This window comes from Achromobacter animicus, from assembly GCF_040775605.1.
Taxonomy (GTDB): Bacteria; Pseudomonadota; Gammaproteobacteria; order Burkholderiales; family Burkholderiaceae_B; genus Achromobacter; species Achromobacter animicus.
In genome coordinates this window covers 5,220,218-5,238,882 of record NZ_JAYGJK010000001.1, presented here as the reverse complement: position 1 = coordinate 5,238,882, position 18,665 = coordinate 5,220,218, and the positions used below count along the sequence as shown (strand labels likewise).

Annotated in this window: 17 protein-coding genes; 7 read left to right on the top strand and 10 right to left on the bottom strand. The window is 66.3% G+C overall.

The annotated features are described in order from the left end of the window. Positions 1-16: 16 nt before the first annotated feature. From AB3147_RS24005 to AB3147_RS23995, 3 genes are all read left to right on the top strand, one after another. On the top strand, positions 17-730 hold the full coding sequence (locus tag AB3147_RS24005; protein WP_367353159.1) for a response regulator transcription factor: 714 nt from the start codon (positions 17-19) through the stop codon (positions 728-730). Continuing rightward, positions 727-2,070: a sensor histidine kinase gene (locus tag AB3147_RS24000; protein WP_175122523.1), complete on the top strand. Its 1,344-nt coding sequence runs from the start codon at positions 727-729 to the stop codon at positions 2,068-2,070. The genes AB3147_RS24005 and AB3147_RS24000 overlap by 4 nt, the downstream gene beginning before the upstream one ends. A gap of 62 nt (positions 2,071-2,132) precedes the next feature. Next, positions 2,133-2,894 carry a phosphatase PAP2 family protein gene (locus tag AB3147_RS23995; protein ID WP_367353158.1) on the top strand — a complete coding sequence of 254 codons (762 nt, stop codon included), beginning with the start codon at positions 2,133-2,135 and terminating at the stop codon, positions 2,892-2,894. Here AB3147_RS23995 and AB3147_RS23990 read toward each other — a convergent pair. The 5 genes from AB3147_RS23990 to AB3147_RS23970 all read right to left on the bottom strand — a co-directional run bounded on the left by AB3147_RS23990 (position 2,887) and on the right by AB3147_RS23970 (position 7,526). Next, a complete protein-coding gene (locus AB3147_RS23990; protein ID WP_175122524.1) occupies positions 2,887-4,170 on the bottom strand; it encodes a TRAP transporter large permease in 1,284 nt (427 codons plus the stop codon). The genes AB3147_RS23995 and AB3147_RS23990 overlap by 8 nt on opposite strands. After that, complete coding sequence (locus AB3147_RS23985; protein ID WP_175122525.1) at positions 4,161-4,724, bottom strand: TRAP transporter small permease; 564 nt, start codon at positions 4,722-4,724, stop codon at positions 4,161-4,163. Before AB3147_RS23985 ends, AB3147_RS23990 begins: the two co-directional genes overlap by 10 nt. Positions 4,725-4,731: 7 nt before the next feature. Then, positions 4,732-5,709 carry a TRAP transporter substrate-binding protein gene (locus AB3147_RS23980; protein WP_175122526.1) on the bottom strand — a complete coding sequence of 326 codons (978 nt, stop codon included), beginning with the start codon at positions 5,707-5,709 and terminating at the stop codon, positions 4,732-4,734. Positions 5,710-5,820: 111 nt separating this feature from the next. Then, positions 5,821-6,699: an SMP-30/gluconolactonase/LRE family protein gene (locus tag AB3147_RS23975; RefSeq protein WP_367353157.1), complete on the bottom strand. Its 879-nt coding sequence runs from the start codon at positions 6,697-6,699 to the stop codon at positions 5,821-5,823. Positions 6,700-6,707: 8 nt separating this feature from the next. After that, positions 6,708-7,526, bottom strand: a complete 819-nt coding sequence (locus AB3147_RS23970; protein WP_343738623.1) for an NAD-dependent epimerase/dehydratase family protein — start codon at positions 7,524-7,526, stop codon at positions 6,708-6,710. A 150-nt stretch (positions 7,527-7,676) separates the two neighbouring features. Here AB3147_RS23970 and AB3147_RS23965 point away from each other — a divergent pair, with 150 nt between their 5' ends. The 3 genes from AB3147_RS23965 to AB3147_RS23955 all read left to right on the top strand — a co-directional run bounded on the left by AB3147_RS23965 (position 7,677) and on the right by AB3147_RS23955 (position 11,703). Next, the gene (locus AB3147_RS23965; protein ID WP_175122529.1) at positions 7,677-8,405 is read left to right on the top strand and encodes a FadR/GntR family transcriptional regulator; all 729 of its coding nucleotides are present in this window, start codon (positions 7,677-7,679) and stop codon (positions 8,403-8,405) included. 204 nt (positions 8,406-8,609) lie between these two features. Continuing rightward, entirely contained in the window at positions 8,610-10,505 is a 1,896-nt protein-coding gene (locus AB3147_RS23960; RefSeq protein WP_312993733.1) for an LTA synthase family protein, read from the top strand. A 193-nt stretch (positions 10,506-10,698) separates the two neighbouring features. Further along, complete coding sequence (locus tag AB3147_RS23955; RefSeq protein WP_367353580.1) at positions 10,699-11,703, top strand: acyltransferase; 1,005 nt, start codon at positions 10,699-10,701, stop codon at positions 11,701-11,703. Between the two features lie 59 nt (positions 11,704-11,762). On the opposite strand, the gene fahA is transcribed toward AB3147_RS23955, so the two are convergent. Together fahA and hmgA are read right to left on the bottom strand one after the other, a co-directional pair. Next, positions 11,763-13,082, bottom strand: a complete 1,320-nt coding sequence (fahA, locus tag AB3147_RS23950) for a fumarylacetoacetase (RefSeq protein ID WP_367353156.1) — start codon at positions 13,080-13,082, stop codon at positions 11,763-11,765. Positions 13,083-13,219: 137 nt separating this feature from the next. Beyond that, positions 13,220-14,518 (bottom strand): homogentisate 1,2-dioxygenase, encoded by a 1,299-nt coding sequence (gene hmgA / locus AB3147_RS23945; RefSeq protein WP_191577967.1) that lies wholly within the window; start codon positions 14,516-14,518, stop codon positions 13,220-13,222. 164 nt (positions 14,519-14,682) lie between these two features. On the opposite strand from hmgA, the gene AB3147_RS23940 reads away from it, so the two are divergent. Next, positions 14,683-15,591 carry a LysR family transcriptional regulator gene (locus AB3147_RS23940; RefSeq protein WP_175122534.1) on the top strand — a complete coding sequence of 303 codons (909 nt, stop codon included), beginning with the start codon at positions 14,683-14,685 and terminating at the stop codon, positions 15,589-15,591. Positions 15,592-15,665: 74 nt separating this feature from the next. Here AB3147_RS23940 and AB3147_RS23935 read toward each other — a convergent pair whose 3' ends face one another. The 3 genes from AB3147_RS23935 to AB3147_RS23925 all read right to left on the bottom strand — a co-directional run bounded on the left by AB3147_RS23935 (position 15,666) and on the right by AB3147_RS23925 (position 18,614). Further along, positions 15,666-15,866 carry a DUF2783 domain-containing protein gene (locus AB3147_RS23935; protein ID WP_175122535.1) on the bottom strand — a complete coding sequence of 67 codons (201 nt, stop codon included), beginning with the start codon at positions 15,864-15,866 and terminating at the stop codon, positions 15,666-15,668. 17 nt (positions 15,867-15,883) lie between these two features. Then, entirely contained in the window at positions 15,884-17,563 is a 1,680-nt protein-coding gene (locus tag AB3147_RS23930; RefSeq protein WP_367353155.1) for an FAD-dependent oxidoreductase, read from the bottom strand. A gap of 97 nt (positions 17,564-17,660) precedes the next feature. Then, positions 17,661-18,614, bottom strand: a complete 954-nt coding sequence (locus tag AB3147_RS23925; protein WP_056558918.1) for an MBL fold metallo-hydrolase — start codon at positions 18,612-18,614, stop codon at positions 17,661-17,663. Between the last annotated feature and the right edge of the window lie 51 nt (positions 18,615-18,665).

Below are 18,665 nucleotides of genomic sequence, written 5' to 3'. Positions count from 1 at the left end.
GCCAGGATCGCAGACCATGAAAACCCCTCCCGCAGCGGGCGCGAACCACCGGGTGCTGATCGTCGAAGACGACCATGTCATCGCCGGCAATCTGTACAGTTTTCTGGAGGCGCGGGGCTTTCTGCCCGATGTGGCGTACAGCGGACCCGCGGCCCTTCAACGGTTGCAGGAACAGCGTTTTGACGCCGTGCTGCTGGACATCGGCCTGCCCGGCATGGACGGCAACGCCGTGCTGCATGACATGCGCACGGAACGGCGGCTGGCCGTGCCGGTGCTGATGCTGACCGCGCGCGACAGCCTCGAAGACAAGCTGGCGGGCTTTTCCCATGGCGCCGACGACTATCTCACCAAGCCGTTCGCGCTGCTGGAAGTGGAAGCGCGGCTGCTGGCGCTGATCCAGCGCGCCAAAGGGTCGACGGTCGATGCGGAGCGCATCTTCGGCCCGCTTCAGTTCGACGCGCGCAGCCGCGTCGTGTCGGTCAGCGGCGTGCCGGTCCACCTGACCCGCAAGGCGGGCCTCATCATCGAGGTGCTGCTGCGCGACCCGGGCCGCGTGGTGACGCGTGAAGAACTGGAATCGGTCCTGTGGGGCAACGAACCGCCCTCGTCCGATGCGCTGCGCAGCCAGGTCCACCTGCTGCGGCGCGCGCTGGCCGACGCGGGTTTTGACGGCATCGAGACCGTGCACGGCACCGGCTGGCGCCTGACGCTGCCCGCCGCCGCATCATGAGCCGCGCCGCCGCCGGCACGCTGACCCAGCGCGTGGTCTGGGCGCTGACGGGCACGGTCGCGCTGTTCGTCACCGCGCTGGCCCTCCTGGCCTACCTGACGTTCGACCAGATGGAAGACGATCTGGTCAACGACATCCTGAACACCGAGATGGACCGCCTGGTCCAGCATGCGCGCAGCAGCGACGAATTCCTGCCGCGCCACGGCGCGCGCGAACTCGGCGGATCCATGCGGGCGTGGCTCAGCGTGGACGGCCAGCCGCCCGCCGGCATGCCGCCGGAACTGCTTTCGCTGGAAAACGGACTGCACCTGATCGAACCTGGCGCCTACACCTGGCACGTGATGGTGGCCGAGACGGGCCGGGGCACGGTGTACCTGCTGTACGACGCCACCGACAACGAAGAGCGGGTGCACGACTTCGGGCTGATCGTGCTGGGCGTGGGCGCCATCTGCGTCGTGCTCGCCTACGGGTTGGCGCGTCGTGTGGCCGGCGTGGCGGTCGGACCGTTGCTGGATCTGACGGACCGGCTGTCGACCTGGGCGCCAGGCTCGCCTGACATGGCCGTCACGCGCGACGACGAGGCCGGGCGTCTCATCGAAGCCTTCAACCGCGTGCAGAACCAGGTGGACCGGTCCATCGCCCGCGAACGCGAGTTCGCCAGCAACCTCAGCCACGAGGTGCGCACGCCGCTGGCGGCGATCCGCTCGGACAGCGAGCTCATGCTGCTGACGCAGGCATTGACGCCGGATCAGCAGCAACGCCTGACACGCGTGGTGGACAACGTGGACGACGTCATCGTCAGCCTGGAAAGCGCGCGGGCAATGGCGCGCGACGAGTTGCGCGCGCCGGAACCGGTGGATATCGCCGAATGCATGGAAGACGCGTGGCGGGGCCATGCCGCCCAGGCCAGTCTGGCCGACCTGCGCTTTGACAATCAATTGCCCGCCGGCCAGGTGCTGACGCTGGACCGCTACGCCTTGCTGACCGTGCTGCGCAACCTCGTACGCAACGCCATCGAGCACGCCGCACCGGCCACGCTGACCGTGGCGCTGGACGCGGAGGGCGGATTGGCGTTGCGCGACAACGGCAAGGGCATTGCTGCCAGCGATCTGCCTTTTCTGTTCCGCCGCTATTTCAGCGGCCGCCTGCGCGATTCCGGCGTGGCGGGCGGCGACGAGACGGCGCGCGGGCTGGGCCTGGCGATCGCCAAGCGCGTCTGCGACATGCAGGGCTGGTCGCTCAGCGTCGAATCTTCCCAAGCAGAAGGCCCGGCGCGCGGCACGCGCTTCCTGCTGCGTTTCGAGCCCGACGAGCGGGGCGGCCCGACGGCGCAAATTTGACGAATTTTCGACTGCTGGGACCGTAAAGTGCGCTGGCCCGAAACGTCCGGATCTTCGTCTCCATGCCGTCCCCATTGCTGCAGTCCCCCATGGCGCCGGCGCTGCATGCGCCGACAAGAACCCGTTATCTGCTGACCCACGTCGCGGGCGTGACGCTGTTGCTGGCCTGTATGGCCTGGTGGTCTCAGGTGTCGGGACTGGACATGCGCATCGCGCGCGCGCTGTTCGATCCGCTGCTGGACGACTTTCCGCTGCATGGCAGCCGGTGGCTTGAAATGCTGGGCCACCGGATGGTGCTGGCGCTGCCGATCAGCGTGGGTCTGGCCGCGGCGGGCGTTGCAGCGGGCAGCTACCGCATCGCGGCGTGGCGGCGCTGGCGCGGGGTGGCCTATGCCGTCGCGATCACGTGCCTGACGGGGCAACTGCTCATTACGCAACTCAAGCATCACACCATGCTGCCGCGCCCCTACGATCTGGAGACGTTGGGCGGCTATACCCCTTATCCGGTGCACTGGTGGACCTGGGCAAAGGCGCGCGCCGGCGGCGCGTTGCCCAGCGGCCATGCCGGCGCCGGCTACGCCTTGCTGACCCTTTACTTCGCGGGGTGGGCGTTGGGCCGCCCGGCGTGGCGCTGGAGCGGACTGGCGATCGGCGTGGCGGCCGGGGTGGGGTTTTCGGCGGTGCGCATTCTGCAGGGCGCGCATTTTCTCAGCCAGACGCTATGGTCCGCCGCCCTGATGTGGCTGCTGGCGGCGGTGTTCTTCTATCCGCTGATCGCAGGGCGGGCGCCCGGATGCCCGCCCCGCCCGCACCGCGTCAGTTGAGCAGCACGCCCGGCAACCACAGCGAGAACGCCGGCACATAGGTCACCAGCGCCAGCGCGGCCAGCAGCGCGCCGTAGAACGGCCAGATGGTGCGCATGACCGTCCCCACGGATACCCCGCCGATGGCGCACCCCACAAACTGCGTGGTGCCCACCGGCGGCGTGTTCAGCCCCAGCGCGCAGTTCAGCAGCAGCACCATGCCGAATTGCACCGGCCCCATGCCGTACTGCATGCAGATCGGCAGGAAGATCGGCGTGCAGATCAGGATGGTGGCGGCCATGTCCAGGAACGTTCCCAGCACGAACAGGATGATGTTGACCATCAGGAAGATGGCCCACGGCTCCGTCGATATGGACGCCATCAGCTGCCCGGTCTTTTCGGCCACGCCATAGAAGCTGATCAGGTAGCCGAACGTTGCCGAAATGCCGATCAGCAGCAGCACCACGCCCGTGGTCTTCACGGCCTTGCTGGCGGCGCGCACGAACTGGTCCCAGGTCAGCGAGCGGTAGACGAAGATCGTCAGCGCCAGGGCATACAGCACCGCCACCGCCGCGGATTCCGTCGCGGTGAAGACGCCGCTCAGGATGCCGGTGATGATCAGCACCACCACGAACAACCCCGGCGCCGCGGCGACCAGCGAGCGGAACACGATGTGCCAGCCCGGAAAGGTGCCTGCCGGATAGCCGCGGCTGCGCGCCACGAAATACGCAGCGGCCAGGTTGCACACGGTCAGGATCAGGGCGGGCACCACGCCTGCCGCGATCAGCGCCGCGATGGACACCTTGCCGCCCGCCGCCAGCGTGTAGATGATGATGTTGTGGCTGGTCGGCATCAGCGCGCCCACCAGCGCCGCGTGGGTCGTGACGTTCACCGCGTAGTCGGCGTGATAGCCCTCGCGCTTCATCATCGGGATCATCACCGACCCCATCGCCGACACGTCCGCCACGGGCGATCCCGACACGCCGCCGAACAGCGTGCAGGCCACCACGTTGGACATGCCCAGGCCGCCCCGCACATGGCCCACCAGCGATTTGGCGAAGTTCACGATGCGGTCGGCGATGCCGCCGTACAGCATCAGTTCACCGGTGAAGATGAAGAAGGGGATGGCCAGGAACGAAAACGCGTTCATGCCCGAGGTCATCTGCTGGAAGGCCACCGCGAGCGGCAGGTCCTCGTACATGATGGCCGTGATGGACGACAGCCCGATGGCAAAGGCCACCGGCACACCGATCACGAGGAACCCCATGAAGGTGAAGGAAAGCAGTGTCAGCGCCATGCCGGGACCACCTTCTGGTTGCGCAGGATCGCGATGATGTGCTCGATGGAAAAGAGCGCGATCAAGGTGCCCGACAGGGTTGCAGGAACGTACTTCCAGGCGTTGGAGATGCCCAGGTTCGGAATCTTGTAGGCCGCGACGGACTCGGCCAGCACGCCGCAATTCCAGGCCATCAGCACGCCGAACAGCAGCACGAGCAGATGGATGAAGATGCGCAGCCGCCGCTGCCCGGCGGCGGGCAGGGCGTCCAGCAGCGACTCGAAGCCGATATGGCCGGCGTCGCGCACGCCGACCGCGGCGCCCAGCATGGTGACGTACAGCACCAGCAAAAGGGCCAGGCTTTCTGCCCAGGTCGGCGTGCTGTTCAGGACGTGGCGGCCGAAGATCTGCAAAGAGACAGCGACGATCAGGCAGATCAGCCCGAAGACGCTGGTCCACATGCAGATTCGCGCCAGCCGGGCGCAGGCGCGGGAGTAGGCATCCAGCGGGGCAGCCAGGGCTTCTTCCCGGCCCCCCGCGGCGACATCTGGTTCATTCGTGGGTGTGGCCAACATGATGTCCTCACTGCACGGCCTGGATCTTGGCGACCAGATCCTTCATTTCAGGGGTGGTGACAAAGCGTTCGTACACCGGCTTCATCGCACCCTGGAACGAGGGTTTATCGACCTGCGAGATCTGCGAACCGGCCTTCTCGACCACGGCGCGCGACTTCTGCTCGCGTTCGTCCCACAGCTTGCGCATGTACGGCACCGATTCGCGCGCGGCCTCGCGCAGGATCTTCTGGTCGTCCGGCGGCAGCTTGTCCCACTGGCGCTTGGAGAAGATCAGGATCTCGGGCGTCATCGTGTGCTCGGTCAGCGAATAGAACTTCGCGACCTCGTAGTGATGCGCGCTCTCGTAGCTGGGAAAGTTGTTCTCGGCCGCATCCACCAGTCCTGTCTTGAGCGACGTGTAGACCTCGCCCATCGGCATCGGCGTGGCGTTGCCGCCCATCGCTTCCACCATCGCGACGGACAGGTCCGACTGCTGCACGCGGATTTTCAGGCCCTTGGCGTCGGCCAGCGTCTTGATCGGCTTCTTGGTCGTATACATGGAACGCGACCCGCTGTCGTACCACGCCAGACCGACGAAGCCCGCAGCCTCGCACGAGCGCAGGATCTGGTCGCCGATCTCGCTGTCCAGCACCTTGTGCAGATGCTCTTTGGAGCGGAACAGGAACGGCAGCGACGGCACGCGCGTGGTCTGGCAGATGTTGTGCATCGCCGCGCTGGAGACGCGGGACATGGCCAGCGCGCCCAGCTTCACCTGCTCGATCGAATCGTCTTCGTTGCCGAGCGCGCCGCCGGAAAACACCTTCACGGTGATGCGGCCGTTGGTCCGTTGCTTGACCAGTTCGCCGAAGTGGCGCACGGCCTGCACAGTGGGGTAATCGTCGGGATGGATGTCCGCGGAGCGCAGCTCGGCGGCGTGGGTGGCGGGAATCAGCGTCAGCAAGGCGGCCGCGGCCAGAACGGCGCGGCTCAGGTGAGGGTGCAGCATGTCTACCTCCGGATGGGGTACGGCGTTTCGTTGAGGGCCGTGATGGCCCCGAAGCTCTTTGATATGCACTGCCTGCTCGGGGTGGGCGCGCGCGAAGCCGCCCGTCGGGTGCTAACCGGCGCTGGCGGTTTCCTCCAGGCCCTGCACGCCGGGGTGCAGGGCGAATACCGCGCCATCCAGCGCGCCGGGAGCGGCATTCGCGGGACGGATCGACGTGACGAGAAGGGTGTCCATGCCGGCGCCGCCGAAGGCGCACATGGCGACCTTCGCGGCGGGCACGTCCAGGGTGCGGTCCAGACGGCCGTCGGGGGTGTAGCGGTACACCTTGCCGGCGTCGTTGCCGCAGATCCAGTAGCAGCCCGCCGCGTCCACGGCGGCCCCGTCCGGGCGGCCGGCGGGCAGGGCGGGGATGAAGACGCGGCGGTGGGACGGCACGCCGGCATCGGTGTCGTAGTCAAAGGCCCAGACGGTCGCGCGCGACGGGTGCGAATCGGACAGGTACATCGTCCGGCCATCGGGACTGAAAGCCAGGCCGTTCGGCACAATCAGATCGTCCAGCAACACGGAGGTGCCGCGCGCATCGTGGCGGTACAGTGCGCCGGCGGGCCAGGCGAGGCCCATGTCCATCACCATGGTGCCGGCCAGGAACCGGCCCTGCCGGTCGCAGCGGCCATCGTTGAACCGCATGCCGGGCGCGTTGTGGGCCACGGCGGCAAGTTGCCGGGGCAGGCAAGCCTCGCCCTCGCGCAGGGCGTCGCAGGCATAGAGGCCGTCTTCCATGGCCAGCAGCCACCCGTCGCCGCGCATCGCAATGCAGCCCGCCATTTGCGGCAGCGCCCAGTGCGCGAACGCGCCGGTTTCGGGCGTCCAGCGCCACAGCGTCTTGCCGGGGATGTCGGTCCAGTAGAACGCCTTGTCTGCGCGCCGCCAGATAGGGCTTTCTCCGACGCCGCACAACAAGGTTCCAAGACGTTCGGCGGTGATGGACATGAAAGGCTTCAGGCGTTCGGGAAGGGGAAGGGGCCGGCCTTGACGAAGGCGCCGCCCTGATAACGCGCCGCGGGATCGTCCGCGGCCAGCGGGGGCTGCGCCTCGACCTGCGCGCGGAACCGCTCTGAGGAATCCTTGGGCGCAAAGCCCAGCACGGCCGCGCCGCTGTTGTCCCACCAGCTGTCGCGGTTGGCCGACGCGCCATACACGATGAGGTGGCCGACTTCGGGGGTGAAAAGGGATCGGATGACCAGATCGGTCAGGTCGTCGTGGCTGAGCCAGGTGACCAGCATGCGCCGGTCCTTGGGTTCGGGAAACGATGAACCGATGCGCAGGCAGACGGTCTGGATGCCGTATCGGTCGAAGTAGAAGCGCGACAGGTTTTCGCCGTAGGCCTTGCTCAGGCCGTAATAGCCGTCGGGTCGCAGCGGCACGTCGGCGTCCAGGGTCTGTCCCTGTTCATAAAAGCCGATGACGTGGTTGGAGCTGGCAAACACCACGCGCCGCACGCCGTGCAGGCGGGCCGCCTCGTAGACGTTGTAGACGCCCTGGATATTGGCCGGCAGGATTTCTTCGAAGGGGCGCTCGACCGACACGCCGCCCAGATGCACGATGGCGTCCGTGCCGCGCACCAGTTCCGACACGGCGGACGCGTCGGCCAGATTGCATTGCACGACCTCTTCGCCGTCTTGTGCGGGGGCCATCGCCGCCACGTCCGAGACGCGAAGGATGTCCGCATGAGCTTTCAATCGGGGACGCAGTACCAGGCCCAGGTTGCCGGCGGCGCCGGTCAATAACAAACGATGACACCGAAGGGATTCAGGCATGTTGTTGACAGCTCGGCTCATGACGCAACGCTCTGTGAATGGCGCGGTGGAGTGGACTTGTCTGGTACGTTATCGTACAACTGTCGCAAAGTATAATGAACGCCATTTTTCAGCGTCAAGCGCTGCGCAACCGCTTCCGGATAATCCCTGATGAACGCTCCCGCCGATACCCCTGTTTTGCCGCAGCGTCGTCCCCGCAACCTGGCGCAAGGCCTGGTTGAAAACATTTCCGAACGCATCCGCAGCGGTGAAATCCGCCCGGGCGACAAGCTCCCCACCGAATCCGCCATCATGCGTCAGTTCGGCGTAAGCCGCACTGTCGTGCGCGAGGCGCTGTCGCGTCTGCAGGCCTCGGGTCTGGTCGAAACGCATCACGGCGTGGGCACCTATGCGCTTGAGCCCAGCGGCGGCGGCGACTTCCGCGTCGACCCGGCCGACATCGCCACCGTGCGCGACGTGCTGGTGCTGCTGGAACTGCGCATCTGCCTGGAAAGCGAGGCCGCCGGGCTCGCCGCCATCCGCCGCAGCGACGAACAATTGCAGGCGATGCGTCGCGCGCTGGATGCCTTCAAACAGGCGCTGGATGCCGGCGGTGACACCATCACGCCGGACTTTCAATTCCATCTGCTGGTGGCCCAATCCACCGACAACCGTTACTTCGCGGACCTCATGGCGCACCTGGGTTCGGCCATCATTCCCCGCACCCGCATCAACTCCGCCAAGTTCGCCCTCGAAGACCGCGCCGCCTATCTGGCGCGCGTAAATCTCGAACACGAAGACATCTACAGCGCGATCACGCGCCAGGACCCCGAGGCCGCTCGCGCCGCCATGCGCACGCACCTGAGCAACAGCCGCGAACGCCTGCGGCGCGCGCAATAGCCATCGTATTGAAGGCGATCTGGTCACGTGTGATGTCGTACAACGTTTGAACCGCCTCGCGCCGCCGTCGATAAGCCCGAAACCGCGTTACTCTTGGCGCGGTTAGTTTTTTGGTTCTCGAAACGGCATGGTTCTGCGCGGCACATCAAACAATACGCATTCTTCGTTGGGACAGGCATGTCCCGTTGCTCGGAGGGTCGCGGCATGCGTCGCCTGACACTTCGATTCATCATCGCCATCCTGGTGCTGCTGACACTGTCGCGGCTGGGATTGGCCTTCTGGATGTGGGACCGCGTCGAAGCGGCCGGCGGCCTCGGGCCACTCCTCTTTGGCGGACTGCGCATCGACGTGTGCCTGCTGTCGATGGTGATCGCGCTGCCGGCGGTGTTTTCGCCGTGGTTCGGGCACCGTCCGCTTGCCGCGCGCATTACCGCGTGGTGGTTCCGCGTGTGGTGGATGCTGTACGTGCTGCTGGAAGTGTCCACCCCGCAATTCATCGCGGAATACGACACCCGGCCCAACCGCCTCTACTTCATCTATCTGCTCAATCCGAAGGAAGTGGGCTCGATGCTGTGGCAGGGCTACAAGGGCGTGCTGCTGGCCGCCTTCGTGGTGCTGGTCCTGGCGGCCTGGCTTGCGGTCAAGCTGTTCCCGACGCGCACGCGCGATCCGTTCATGGGATGGTGGAAGCGGCCTGTCGCATCCTTTGTGATCCTGGCGCTGGTGTTCCTGGGCGCGCGCGGCACGCTCGAGCATCGGCCCATCAATCCCGCCAAGGTGGCCTTCAGCTCGGACGCCATGGTGAACGCGCTGGCGCTCAATTCGCTGTACAGCGTGTTCGACGCGGCCTATCGCATGCGCGACGAACGCTCGTCGGCCGCGATGTATCCCAAGATGGCCGTGGATGAGATGAACGCCATCGTGCGCGAGAAGGCGGGCATGACCGGCGCGCCAATAGATCCGACGCTGCCCAGCCTGCATGAGCAGAAGGCAACCGTGCGGCGTGACAAGCCGCTGAACGTGGTGATCATCCTGCAGGAAAGCCTGGGCGCGCAGTACGTCGGCAGCCTGGGGGGCCGCGACCTCACGCCGAACATCGACCGGCTAAGCAAGGAAGGCTGGATGTTCCACCGCGCCTACGCCACCGGCACGCGCTCGGTGCGTGGCATCGAAGCCGTCACGGCGGGCTTTTTGCCCAGCGTGGCCGATGCCGTGGTCAAGCTGCCGCGTTCGCAGACGGGCTTTTTCACATTGGCGCAGTTGCTGGGCAAGCACGGCTATCACTCGCGCTTCGTGTATGGCGGCGAGTCCCACTTCGACAACATGCGCGCCTTCTTCCTGGGCAACGGCTTTGACGAGATCGTGGACCGGCCCAAATTCGTCGACCCCGTGTTCGAGGGATCGTGGGGCGCCTCCGATGAAGACATGTTCAATCAGGTCGACCGCCTGCTGCGCGCGGATGGCGACAAGCCGGTGTTCACGCTGGCGTTCTCGGTGACCAACCATTCGCCTTGGGAATACCCGCCCGGGCGCATCCAGCCCGTGGGCGATCCGGCCACGGTGGACAACACGGTGCGCTATGCGGACTGGGCGCTGGGCCAGTTCTTCGACAAGGCGCGCAAGGCGCCGTATTGGGACAACACGGTGTTCCTGGTCATCGCCGACCACGACTCGCGCGTTTACGGCTCCATTCCCGTGCCGGTACGGCATTTCCAGATTCCAGCGCTGATCCTGGGCGCGGGCATCGCGCCGCGGCAGGACGATCGGCTGGTCAGCCAGATCGACATGGCGCCGACGCTGCTGTCCTTGATCGGCCTGGATAATGTGAACCCCATGCTGGGCGCCGACCTGACGCAGCGCGATCCGAACCGGGCGATGATGCAATACGCGGACAACTTCGGTTATCTGAAAGGCGATCAACTGCTGGTGCTGGAGCCTTCCAAGGCGCCGCGCCAGTTCCGATACGAGGCCGCGCCAGTGGGGCAGGACGAAACGTATGCGCCGGTCGAGCCGGCGGATCCGGCGCTGACGCAGGAGGCGTTGGCGCACGCGTTGTGGGCAAGCTGGGCGTATCGCGAAGAGAAGTACCGGCTGCCGTGACGCATATGACGACCAAGGCGGCCACCCAGGCCGCCTGCCTTGATCCTGCTCAATCCGCATTCCGCGGGCCAATAGCACACTGGCGCCCATGACAACGCCCAACACGTCCTCGGGAGCCTCCCGCCCCGCATCTCCGGCGCTTTCCAGTGTCCAACACGCCGCGCAGCGCCAGCGGCCCCGTATGGCGATCCCCGTGCCGCGTGGCCGTTTTGCCTGGATCACCGGGGTCATCAGCTCGGTCTGGCTGGCCGCCAACACGCTGTTCTGGTGCCTGCTGCTGTTTCCGGTCTCGCTGCTGAAGCTGGCGTTGCCTTTTGCCGCAGTCAGGCGCCGCATCGACCCCATCCTGAATGGCATCGCCACCGCGTGGGTGGCGTGCAATTCCAGCTGGTTCGTGCGCATCCAGCCGCAGGCCTGGGACATCCAGGGCAACAAGGACCTGCGCTATGCCGACTGGTATCTGGTCAACTGCAACCATCAGTCGTGGGTCGACATCTTCGTGCTGCAGTACTCGCTGAACCGGCGCATTCCGCTGCTCAAGTTCTTCCTCAAACAGCAGCTCATCTACGTGCCGGTCATCGGCCTGGCGTGGTGGGCGCTGGACTTTCCCTTCATGAAACGGCACGGCAAGGCGGCCCTGCGCAAGAACCCCGACCTGGGGCGCCAGGACCAGGAGGCCGCGCGGCGCGCCTGCGCCAAGTTTTCGCTGGTGCCCACCAGCGTGATGCTGTTTGCCGAAGGCACGCGTTTCAGCCAAGCCAAGCGCGCGGCGCAGAACTCGCCATACCGCCATCTGCTCAAGCCCAAGGCCGGCGGCCTGGCGGTGTCGTTGAATGCGATGGGGGCGCAGTTCCGGTCGATGATCGACGTCACCATCGCCTATCCGGATGGCGCGCCGAGCTTCTGGGATTTCGCCTGCGGACGCGCAGGACAAGTGCTGGTGCGCATGCGGCAATTGCCGGTGCCGCCGGCATTCTGCGAAGCCGATTACTCGCGCGACAAGGCGTTTCGCACCACGTTCCACCAATGGCTTGGGCAGCAATGGCAGGCCAAGGACGACGAGATCGAGGCGCTGGTGGCGCGCCCGGGGGCGCCGGGTGCGGGGGCGTCAGGTGCGGGATCGCCCGCCGCGGGATCGCCCGCCGCCGGGTCGCCCGCCGCCGGATCGCCGGCCGTCACAAACCCGCCCGTCAACTAAATAAAAAAAGCCACGCAGCGGACGCGCCGCTGCGTGGCTTTGTCCATGCCGCCTGAGCGTCAGACGCGCGCGGGCAGCACCACGCCCGAGCACTCGCCGAAGCCAATGCGCGGATAGCCCGCCTTCACGCATTCGGCGCGGATGATGATCTGGTCGCCATCCTGCAGGAAGGTGCGCTTCTCGCCCCACGGCAGTTCGATCGGCGCCTTGCCGCCATTGCTCAGTTCCAGCAGCGACCCCGCTTCCGAAGGCTGCGGGCCGGACAGCGTGCCGGTGCCCAGCATGTCGCCCGGCTGCAGGTTGCAGCCATTGACCGTGTGATGCGTGATGAGCTGCGCGACGTTCCAGTAGGCGTCGCGGAAATTGCTGCTGGACAGCTTCACCGGCGGCTTGCTGTCGGCGCGCGATTGTTCGGTGGTCATCAGCACCTGCATTTGGACGTCATACGCGCCCTTGGCCCGATTGGCGTCGGAGGCCAGGTAAGGCAGCGGCTGCGGCTCGCCCGCGCCACGGGTCCATTGCGTGCGGAACGGCTCCAGCGCTTCCATCGTGACGATCCACGGCGAGATCGTGGACGCGAAGTTCTTGGACAGGAAGGGGCCGAGCGGCTGGTATTCCCAGGCCTGGATGTCGCGCGCCGACCAATCGTTCAGGATGCACAGGCCGAACACGTGCGAATCCGCGTCGGCCAGCGTGATGCGTTCGCCCTGCGCGTTGCCGGTGCCCACGAAAATGCCCAGCTCCAGTTCATAGTCCAGACGCGCGCAGGGGCCGAATTGCGGCGCTTCGCCTTCGTTGGCGGGGCGCGTCTGGCCGACCGGGCGCGGGAATTTCTGGTCCACGCCAATGCTGGAGGCGCGGCCGTGATAGCCGATCGGCACCCACTTGTAATTGGGCAGCAGGGGGTTGTCGGGACGGAACTGCTTGCCCACGGCGGTGGCGTGGTGCACCGAGATATAGAAGTCGGTGTAGTCGCCGATGCGGGCGGGCGTGGTGTATTCGGCATCAGCCTGCGCGACCAGCAGCGGTTCCACCGTGGCGCGCAGGGCGGCTCCTTCGCGCAGCGCGCGCGACAGGGCCAGGCGCAGCGCGCTCCAGTGCGATTGGCCCAGGGCCATCAGCGCGTTCAGGCTATCGGTGGCGCAGGCGGCCAGGGCATCCGCGGCCAGGCCTTCGAACGGCTGCTTGCCGGCCAGCGCGGCCAGGTCCAGGATCTGGTCGCCGATGGCCACGCCGGGGCGGAAGGATTCCTGCGAGCCCTTGCGGCGGAATGCGCCGTAGGGCAGGTTCTGCACGGGGAAATCCGACGTGTCCGAATTGGCGCTGGCGACCCAGCTCTTCAAGGACGGGTCGTGGGTTTCGTTGATCGTGGTGGTCATGGCTGCGTGTCTCGGTCAGTGTGGTTATGGGGGGCTGGCCGGGCGCTCGAGCGGTTCGTGCGCCGGATGAATCAAACGCCAAACGGCGATGCGCTGTTCGCGCATCGCCGCCGGCAACAAAGGCTGACGCGGTCGCGTCACGCCTTCTTGGGATCGAAGTGCTTTGCGATGCCCTGCCAGCACCGGTAGTAATCGCCCTGCAATTCTACCGACGCCAGCGCCTGCTCCGTCGGGCGGATCACGCGGCGGGTCTCGAACATGAACGCCATCGTGTCGCGGATGTAATGCGCCTTGCTGGTGTCCGCGTGCGACGCCTTTTCAAACGTTTCGGCGTCGGGGCCGTGGCCGCTCATGCAGTTGTGCAGGCTGGCGCCGCCGGGCGCGAACCCGTCGGCCTTGGCGTCGTATACGCCCTGGATCAGGCCCATGAATTCGCTGGCGATGTTGCGATGGAACCAGGGCGGACGGAACGTGTTCTCCATGGCCAGGACGCGCGGCGGGAAGATCGCGAAGTCCATGTTGGCCGTGCCCGGGGTGTCCGACGGCGCCGTCAGCACCGTGAAGATCGAGGGATCGGGGTGATCGAAGCTGATCGAACCGATGGTGTTGAAGTGGCGCAGGTCGTACTTGTAGGGGGCGTGCGTGCCATGCCAGGCCACCACGTTCAGGGGCGAATGGTCGATCGCGGCACGCCAGAAGCCGCCCGTGAACTTGGCGATCAGTTCAAAGTCGCCGTCCACGTCTTCGTACCAGGCCACGGGCGTCTTGAAGTCGCGCGCGTTGGCCAGACAGTTCGAGCCGATGGGACCCAGTTCCGGCAGGCGCAGCGCCGCGCCGAAGTTCTCGAGCATGTAGCCGCGCGCCGTGCCGTCCAGCAGTTCCACGCGGAATCGCACGCCGCGGGGAATGACGGCGATCTCCAGCGGTTCCAGGTCGATAAGACCCAGTTCGGTGGCCAGGCGCAGGCGCCCCTCTTGCGGCACCAGCAGCAGTTCGCCGTCGGCGTTGTAGAAGAAGCGGCCTTGCATCGAGCGGTTGGCGGCATACAGATGGATGCCCACGCCGCCCTGTTCGTCGGGGCCGCCATTGCCGCCCCACGTCTTCACGCCTTCCAGGAAGTCCGTGGGGGCATCGGGAATCGGCATCGGGCTCCAGCGCAGCTGGTTCGGCGTGACCGGGCCGTGGCCGAAGGTGCTCAGCCAGCCGGCGGCGCCGCCGAACGCTTCAAAGGGCTTGTGCTGCGCGCCCGGACGGATGCGGTACAGCCACGAGCGGCGGTTTTCCGCGCGCGGCGCCGTGAAGGCGGTGCCGGACAGCTGCTCGGCGTACAGGCCGTAAGGACATTGCTGCGGTGAATTGCGGCCGGCGGGCAGGGCGCCGGGCAAGGCCTCGGTTGCGCATTCGTTGCCGAAGCCGGACTGATATTGCAGTTCCATGGAATCCTCCTGGGTGGCGGGCGCGGTGCTTGGCCGCGCAGCTTGGTGTGGTGGCGGGACGGGCGCCGCCCGAGCCGATGTGCCATTGTCGGAAAAAATCCCTGTTGCGGCTACGGGAATGCAAAAATAGCGACTATAAATTTCGTGAATAGTAGGGGGCGCCGATGGCCGAACTGCGCGATGTCGATCTGAACCTGTTGCTGCTGTTTCAACACCTGCTGGAAGACCGCAACCTGTCAGCGGTGGCGCGGCGCATGGACCTGTCGCAACCCGCGGTGAGCAATGCGCTGCGGCGCCTGCGCGTGGCATTCGGCGATGAACTCTTCGTACGCACCGCGCAGGGCATGCTGCCGACGCCGCGCGCCCAGCGCCTGGCCGGACCCGTCAGTGAAGCGCTGGGGTTGCTTTCGCAGGCCTTGCAGGACCAGGACGAGTTCGATGCGACGACCAGCACCCGGCGCTTTCGCGTGGCCATGACCGACGTCGGCGAAATCCACTTCATGCCGCGCCTCATGGAAGTCTGCGTGCAGAAGGCGCCGCACGTGCGCATCGACTCGGTGCGGGTGCTGGGGCCGGATCTGCCGCGCGAGATGGAGTCGGGCAGGGTGGACCTGGCAATCGGCGCGTTCGATGAAATGGGAGCCGGCACGCTGCAGCGGATGCTGTTTCGCCAGGGCTACGCCACGCTCTTCCGCCAGGCGCATCCCACCGCGCATGCGGGCATGGGGATCAAGGCGTTTCGCGCGGAGCGTCATCTGATCGTGTCGCGCGCGGCGCCTTATGGGCAGGTGAATCAGTCGATGGAGCGGGCGGGGGTGGACCTGGCCGAGCATTTCAGCGTGCCGCATTTCTCCGCGGTGCCCTATATCGTCAGCGCGACGGATCTGCTGGCAACCGTGCCGGAGAAGCTGGCGGCCAGCGCCGCCGCACCGTTCGGCCTGCGCTTCATGACCCCGCCGCTGAAAGTGCCCGCGCTGCAGACCAACATGTACTGGCAGCGCAGGGTGGATCGCGACGGCGGCAATCAGTGGCTGCGCGCGTTGATCGTCAACACCTTCGCGGTGGGCTCATGAAGGTCCGCGCGGCGCGTTGACGCCGACGCGGACCCGCGCCGCTTGAATCGGACGCCTTGTCTTGAATTGCCGCCTTAAACCGCCTGCGTCACGGACGCGCGCGCATGTTGCAGCGCTTCCTTCAGCAGGGGCAGGTCGCCCAGGTGGTTCGCCAGCAGCAGGATCAGCGCCGCATTCAGCTCCTGGCTCTGCTCGTTCGTCAGGTCGCGATGGGCGTCGATCAGCGCTTCATAGAAGTCGTCCGGCGCGCTCAGGTTGGTTTCGGTGATAAGCATGGTGACAACCTCGGGAATCACGCGCGGCCCGTCGCGCGCTGAACGGCGGCGGCAACGGCGTCGGGATTGAAAACGCGCCAGCGCGCGGCGATGTGCTGGTCGGGGCGGATCAGGTAGGCGGTGCCGTCCTGCGCGTCGTAGCGCTTGGCCAGGCAGCCTTCGCTGTCGCGCACCACGGGCACGTCCGCGGCCACGGCGGACAGGTCGCACTGCATATCGGCCACCAGCACGGCTTTGACGGGCACCGGCGCCATCCGCAGCGCCTGCAACGCCATCAGCGTGTCGCGGCCGGGCAGCGCGGCGCCGCAGAACACCGCCAGCACGAACTCGCCATCCAGTTGCGACAGCCACCAGCCCGCTTCGCCCTGAACCTGCAACGGCGCATCCAGCGCCACCGCGCCCGGCATCATGCGGCCGGTGAAGGCGTCGGCATCCGGCGTGTTCAGGGGCGATCCGGCGTAGGTGGCCGGCAGCGAAAGCCGCCCACTGTTCACGAGCGATCGCGCAAACGGGTGGTCTTTCGCCAGATTCAGCACCGCATTGCGGAAGCTGCGGCTGATGTCGCTCTTGGGCGTAATGAAGTCGGTGGCGCGCGACGAGTTCAGGATGTTCTCGTCGGCCGCGAATTCACGCTCGGCGCTGTAGCTGTCGATCAGCGTATCGGGCGCCAGTCCGGCCACGACAAGCTTGAGCTTCCACGCCAGGTTCTCGGCATCCTGCACGCCGCTGTTGGCGCCGCGCGCACCGAACGGCGACACGCGATGCGCGGAGTCGCCCGCGAACACGATGCGGCCGTGGCGGAACTTGTCCATGCGTTCGCACGCAAACGTGTAGACGCTGACCCATTCCAGTTCGAACTGCGCGTCCGGACCCAGCAGCGCCCGGATGCGCGGCAGCACGTTCTCGGGCTTGACCGCTTCAACGGGGTCGGCGTTCCAGCCGAGCTGGAAATCGATGCGCCAGACGTTGTCGGGCTGCCGGTGCAGCAGCACGGATTGATTCGGGTGAAAAGGCGGATCGAACCAGAACCAGCGTTCGGACGGAAAATCCGCGGTCATCTTAACGTCGGCGATCAGGAAGCGGTCGCGGAAGATGCGGCCGTGGCTTTCCTGGCCGATCAGCTTGCGCACCGGCGATCGTGCGCCGTCACAGGCGATCAGCCAATCGGCATGCAGCGTGTACGGGCCTTCGGGCGTTTCGACGGTCAGCGTCACGCCGTCATCGCCCTGCATGACGCCGGCCACCTTGTTCTTCCAGCGCAGCTCGATGTTGGGCTGCTGGCGGGCCTGCTCGTATAGATAGCCTTCGGCGTAGTACTGCTGCAGATTGATGAATGCCGGCCGGCGGTGGCCGGGTTCGGGCAGCAGGTCGAAGCGCCAGACTTCCTGTTCGCGGAAGAAAATCTTGCCGACGTTCCACGACACGCCCTTGTCGATCATGCGCTGGCCAACGCCCAGGCGATCCCAGATTTCGAGCGTGCGCTTGGAAAAGCAGATGGCGCGCGACCCTGTGGACAAGCGGTAGTCGTCGTCCAGCACCACCACGCGCACGCCCTGGCGAGCCAGATCCAGCGCCGTGGTCAGGCCGACGGGGCCGGCGCCCACCACCACGACCTGATGGCGCGCCGGGTCGGCCGCCGTCTGGTCCGCGTGCTTTTCATAGGCGAACTCCATCGCCTGAAAGTCGATGTCTCCCACGGTTGTCTCCTGTGTGGGTCATTTTTTTATTTATGCGGACACGCTGCGCCGCAAGGGTCGCGCGTGTCCGGTTCGTGCTTGTCTGGTCAGGGGTAGGTCAGCCTTCCAGCTGGGCCCACATCTCCAGGTCGCGCTTGTCCGTCCAGATGCGCGGATGCGTGTGGCCCGACGCCTCGTCAAAGGCGCGCGACACGTCAAACGGCATGCAGTGGTCGAAGATGACCCAGTCGCTGTAGCGCGGCTTCATGAAGTCGTAGACCTCGCGGTAGATCGTCTTCAGGTCCTTGCCCTCGGCCACGCCGCGGTTCACGGCGCCGTACAGGTCCGTCAGGAAGGCGCGCGTGCCGGCCAGGCCCTGGCGCACTTCGGTGGCGTTCTTGAGCGCCGGGCCGCGGCCGGGCACCATCTTCTCGGCTTCAAAGCCCGACAGAGCGTCCAGCGTGGTGGGCCAGTCGCGGAAGTAGGCGTCGCCGCAGTAGGGCGTGGACTGGTACTCGACCAGGTCGCCCGCGAACAGGATCTTCTGTTCGGGCAGCCAGGCGATGGTGTCGCCCTTGGTGTGGCCGCGGCCGACCTGCAGCAGCTTGACTTCCAGGTTGCCCAGGTTGACCGTCATTTCGCCCTTGAACGTCATGGTCGGCCAGACCAGGCCCGGGGGAATCGATTCGGCGTTGCGGAACAGGCGGGGGAAACGGCCGATCTCGCTGGCCTTGTCCTGCTCGCCGCGTTCGGCGATCAGGTCGTAGGTGTCGCGGCTGGCCAGGATCTCCTGGGCGTTGTAGGCCGACGCGCCGAACACGCGCACGGCGTGGTAGTGCGACAGCAGGATGTACTTGATGGGCTTGTCCGTGACTTCGCGGATGCGGCGGATCACGTCCTGGGCCATGACGGGGGTGGCCTGGGTGTCGATCACCATGACGGCCTCGTCGCCGATGATCACACCCGTGTTGGGATCGCCTTCGGCGGTGTATGCATAGGCGTTGTCGGACAGTTTTTCGAACGAGACGACCTTGTCGTCCATGTCCGCGTGCGAGGCGAATTGCTTGCTCATGGAGGCTCCTTCCACTTTTATAGGAATAGGGTGTGTGGAAGGAAATATAGT

Coding starts and splice junctions, on each gene's coding strand:
- AB3147_RS24000 (WP_175122523.1), top strand. CDS start 727: ATGAGCCGCGCCGCCGCCGGCACGCTGACCCAGCGCGTGGTCTGGGCG.
- AB3147_RS23970 (WP_343738623.1), bottom strand. CDS start 7,526: ATGCCTGAATCCCTTCGGTGTCATCGTTTGTTATTGACCGGCGCCGCC.
- AB3147_RS23925 (WP_056558918.1), bottom strand. CDS start 18,614: ATGAGCAAGCAATTCGCCTCGCACGCGGACATGGACGACAAGGTCGTC.
- AB3147_RS23975 (WP_367353157.1), bottom strand. CDS start 6,699: ATGTCCATCACCGCCGAACGTCTTGGAACCTTGTTGTGCGGCGTCGGA.
- AB3147_RS23940 (WP_175122534.1), top strand. CDS start 14,683: ATGGCCGAACTGCGCGATGTCGATCTGAACCTGTTGCTGCTGTTTCAA.
- AB3147_RS23995 (WP_367353158.1), top strand. CDS start 2,133: ATGCCGTCCCCATTGCTGCAGTCCCCCATGGCGCCGGCGCTGCATGCG.
- hmgA (WP_191577967.1), bottom strand. CDS start 14,518: ATGGAACTGCAATATCAGTCCGGCTTCGGCAACGAATGCGCAACCGAG.
- AB3147_RS23985 (WP_175122525.1), bottom strand. CDS start 4,724: ATGTTGGCCACACCCACGAATGAACCAGATGTCGCCGCGGGGGGCCGG.
- AB3147_RS24005 (WP_367353159.1), top strand. CDS start 17: ATGAAAACCCCTCCCGCAGCGGGCGCGAACCACCGGGTGCTGATCGTC.
- AB3147_RS23960 (WP_312993733.1), top strand. CDS start 8,610: ATGCGTCGCCTGACACTTCGATTCATCATCGCCATCCTGGTGCTGCTG.
- AB3147_RS23980 (WP_175122526.1), bottom strand. CDS start 5,709: ATGCTGCACCCTCACCTGAGCCGCGCCGTTCTGGCCGCGGCCGCCTTG.
- fahA (WP_367353156.1), bottom strand. CDS start 13,082: ATGACCACCACGATCAACGAAACCCACGACCCGTCCTTGAAGAGCTGG.
- AB3147_RS23965 (WP_175122529.1), top strand. CDS start 7,677: ATGAACGCTCCCGCCGATACCCCTGTTTTGCCGCAGCGTCGTCCCCGC.
- AB3147_RS23990 (WP_175122524.1), bottom strand. CDS start 4,170: ATGGCGCTGACACTGCTTTCCTTCACCTTCATGGGGTTCCTCGTGATC.
- AB3147_RS23935 (WP_175122535.1), bottom strand. CDS start 15,866: ATGCTTATCACCGAAACCAACCTGAGCGCGCCGGACGACTTCTATGAA.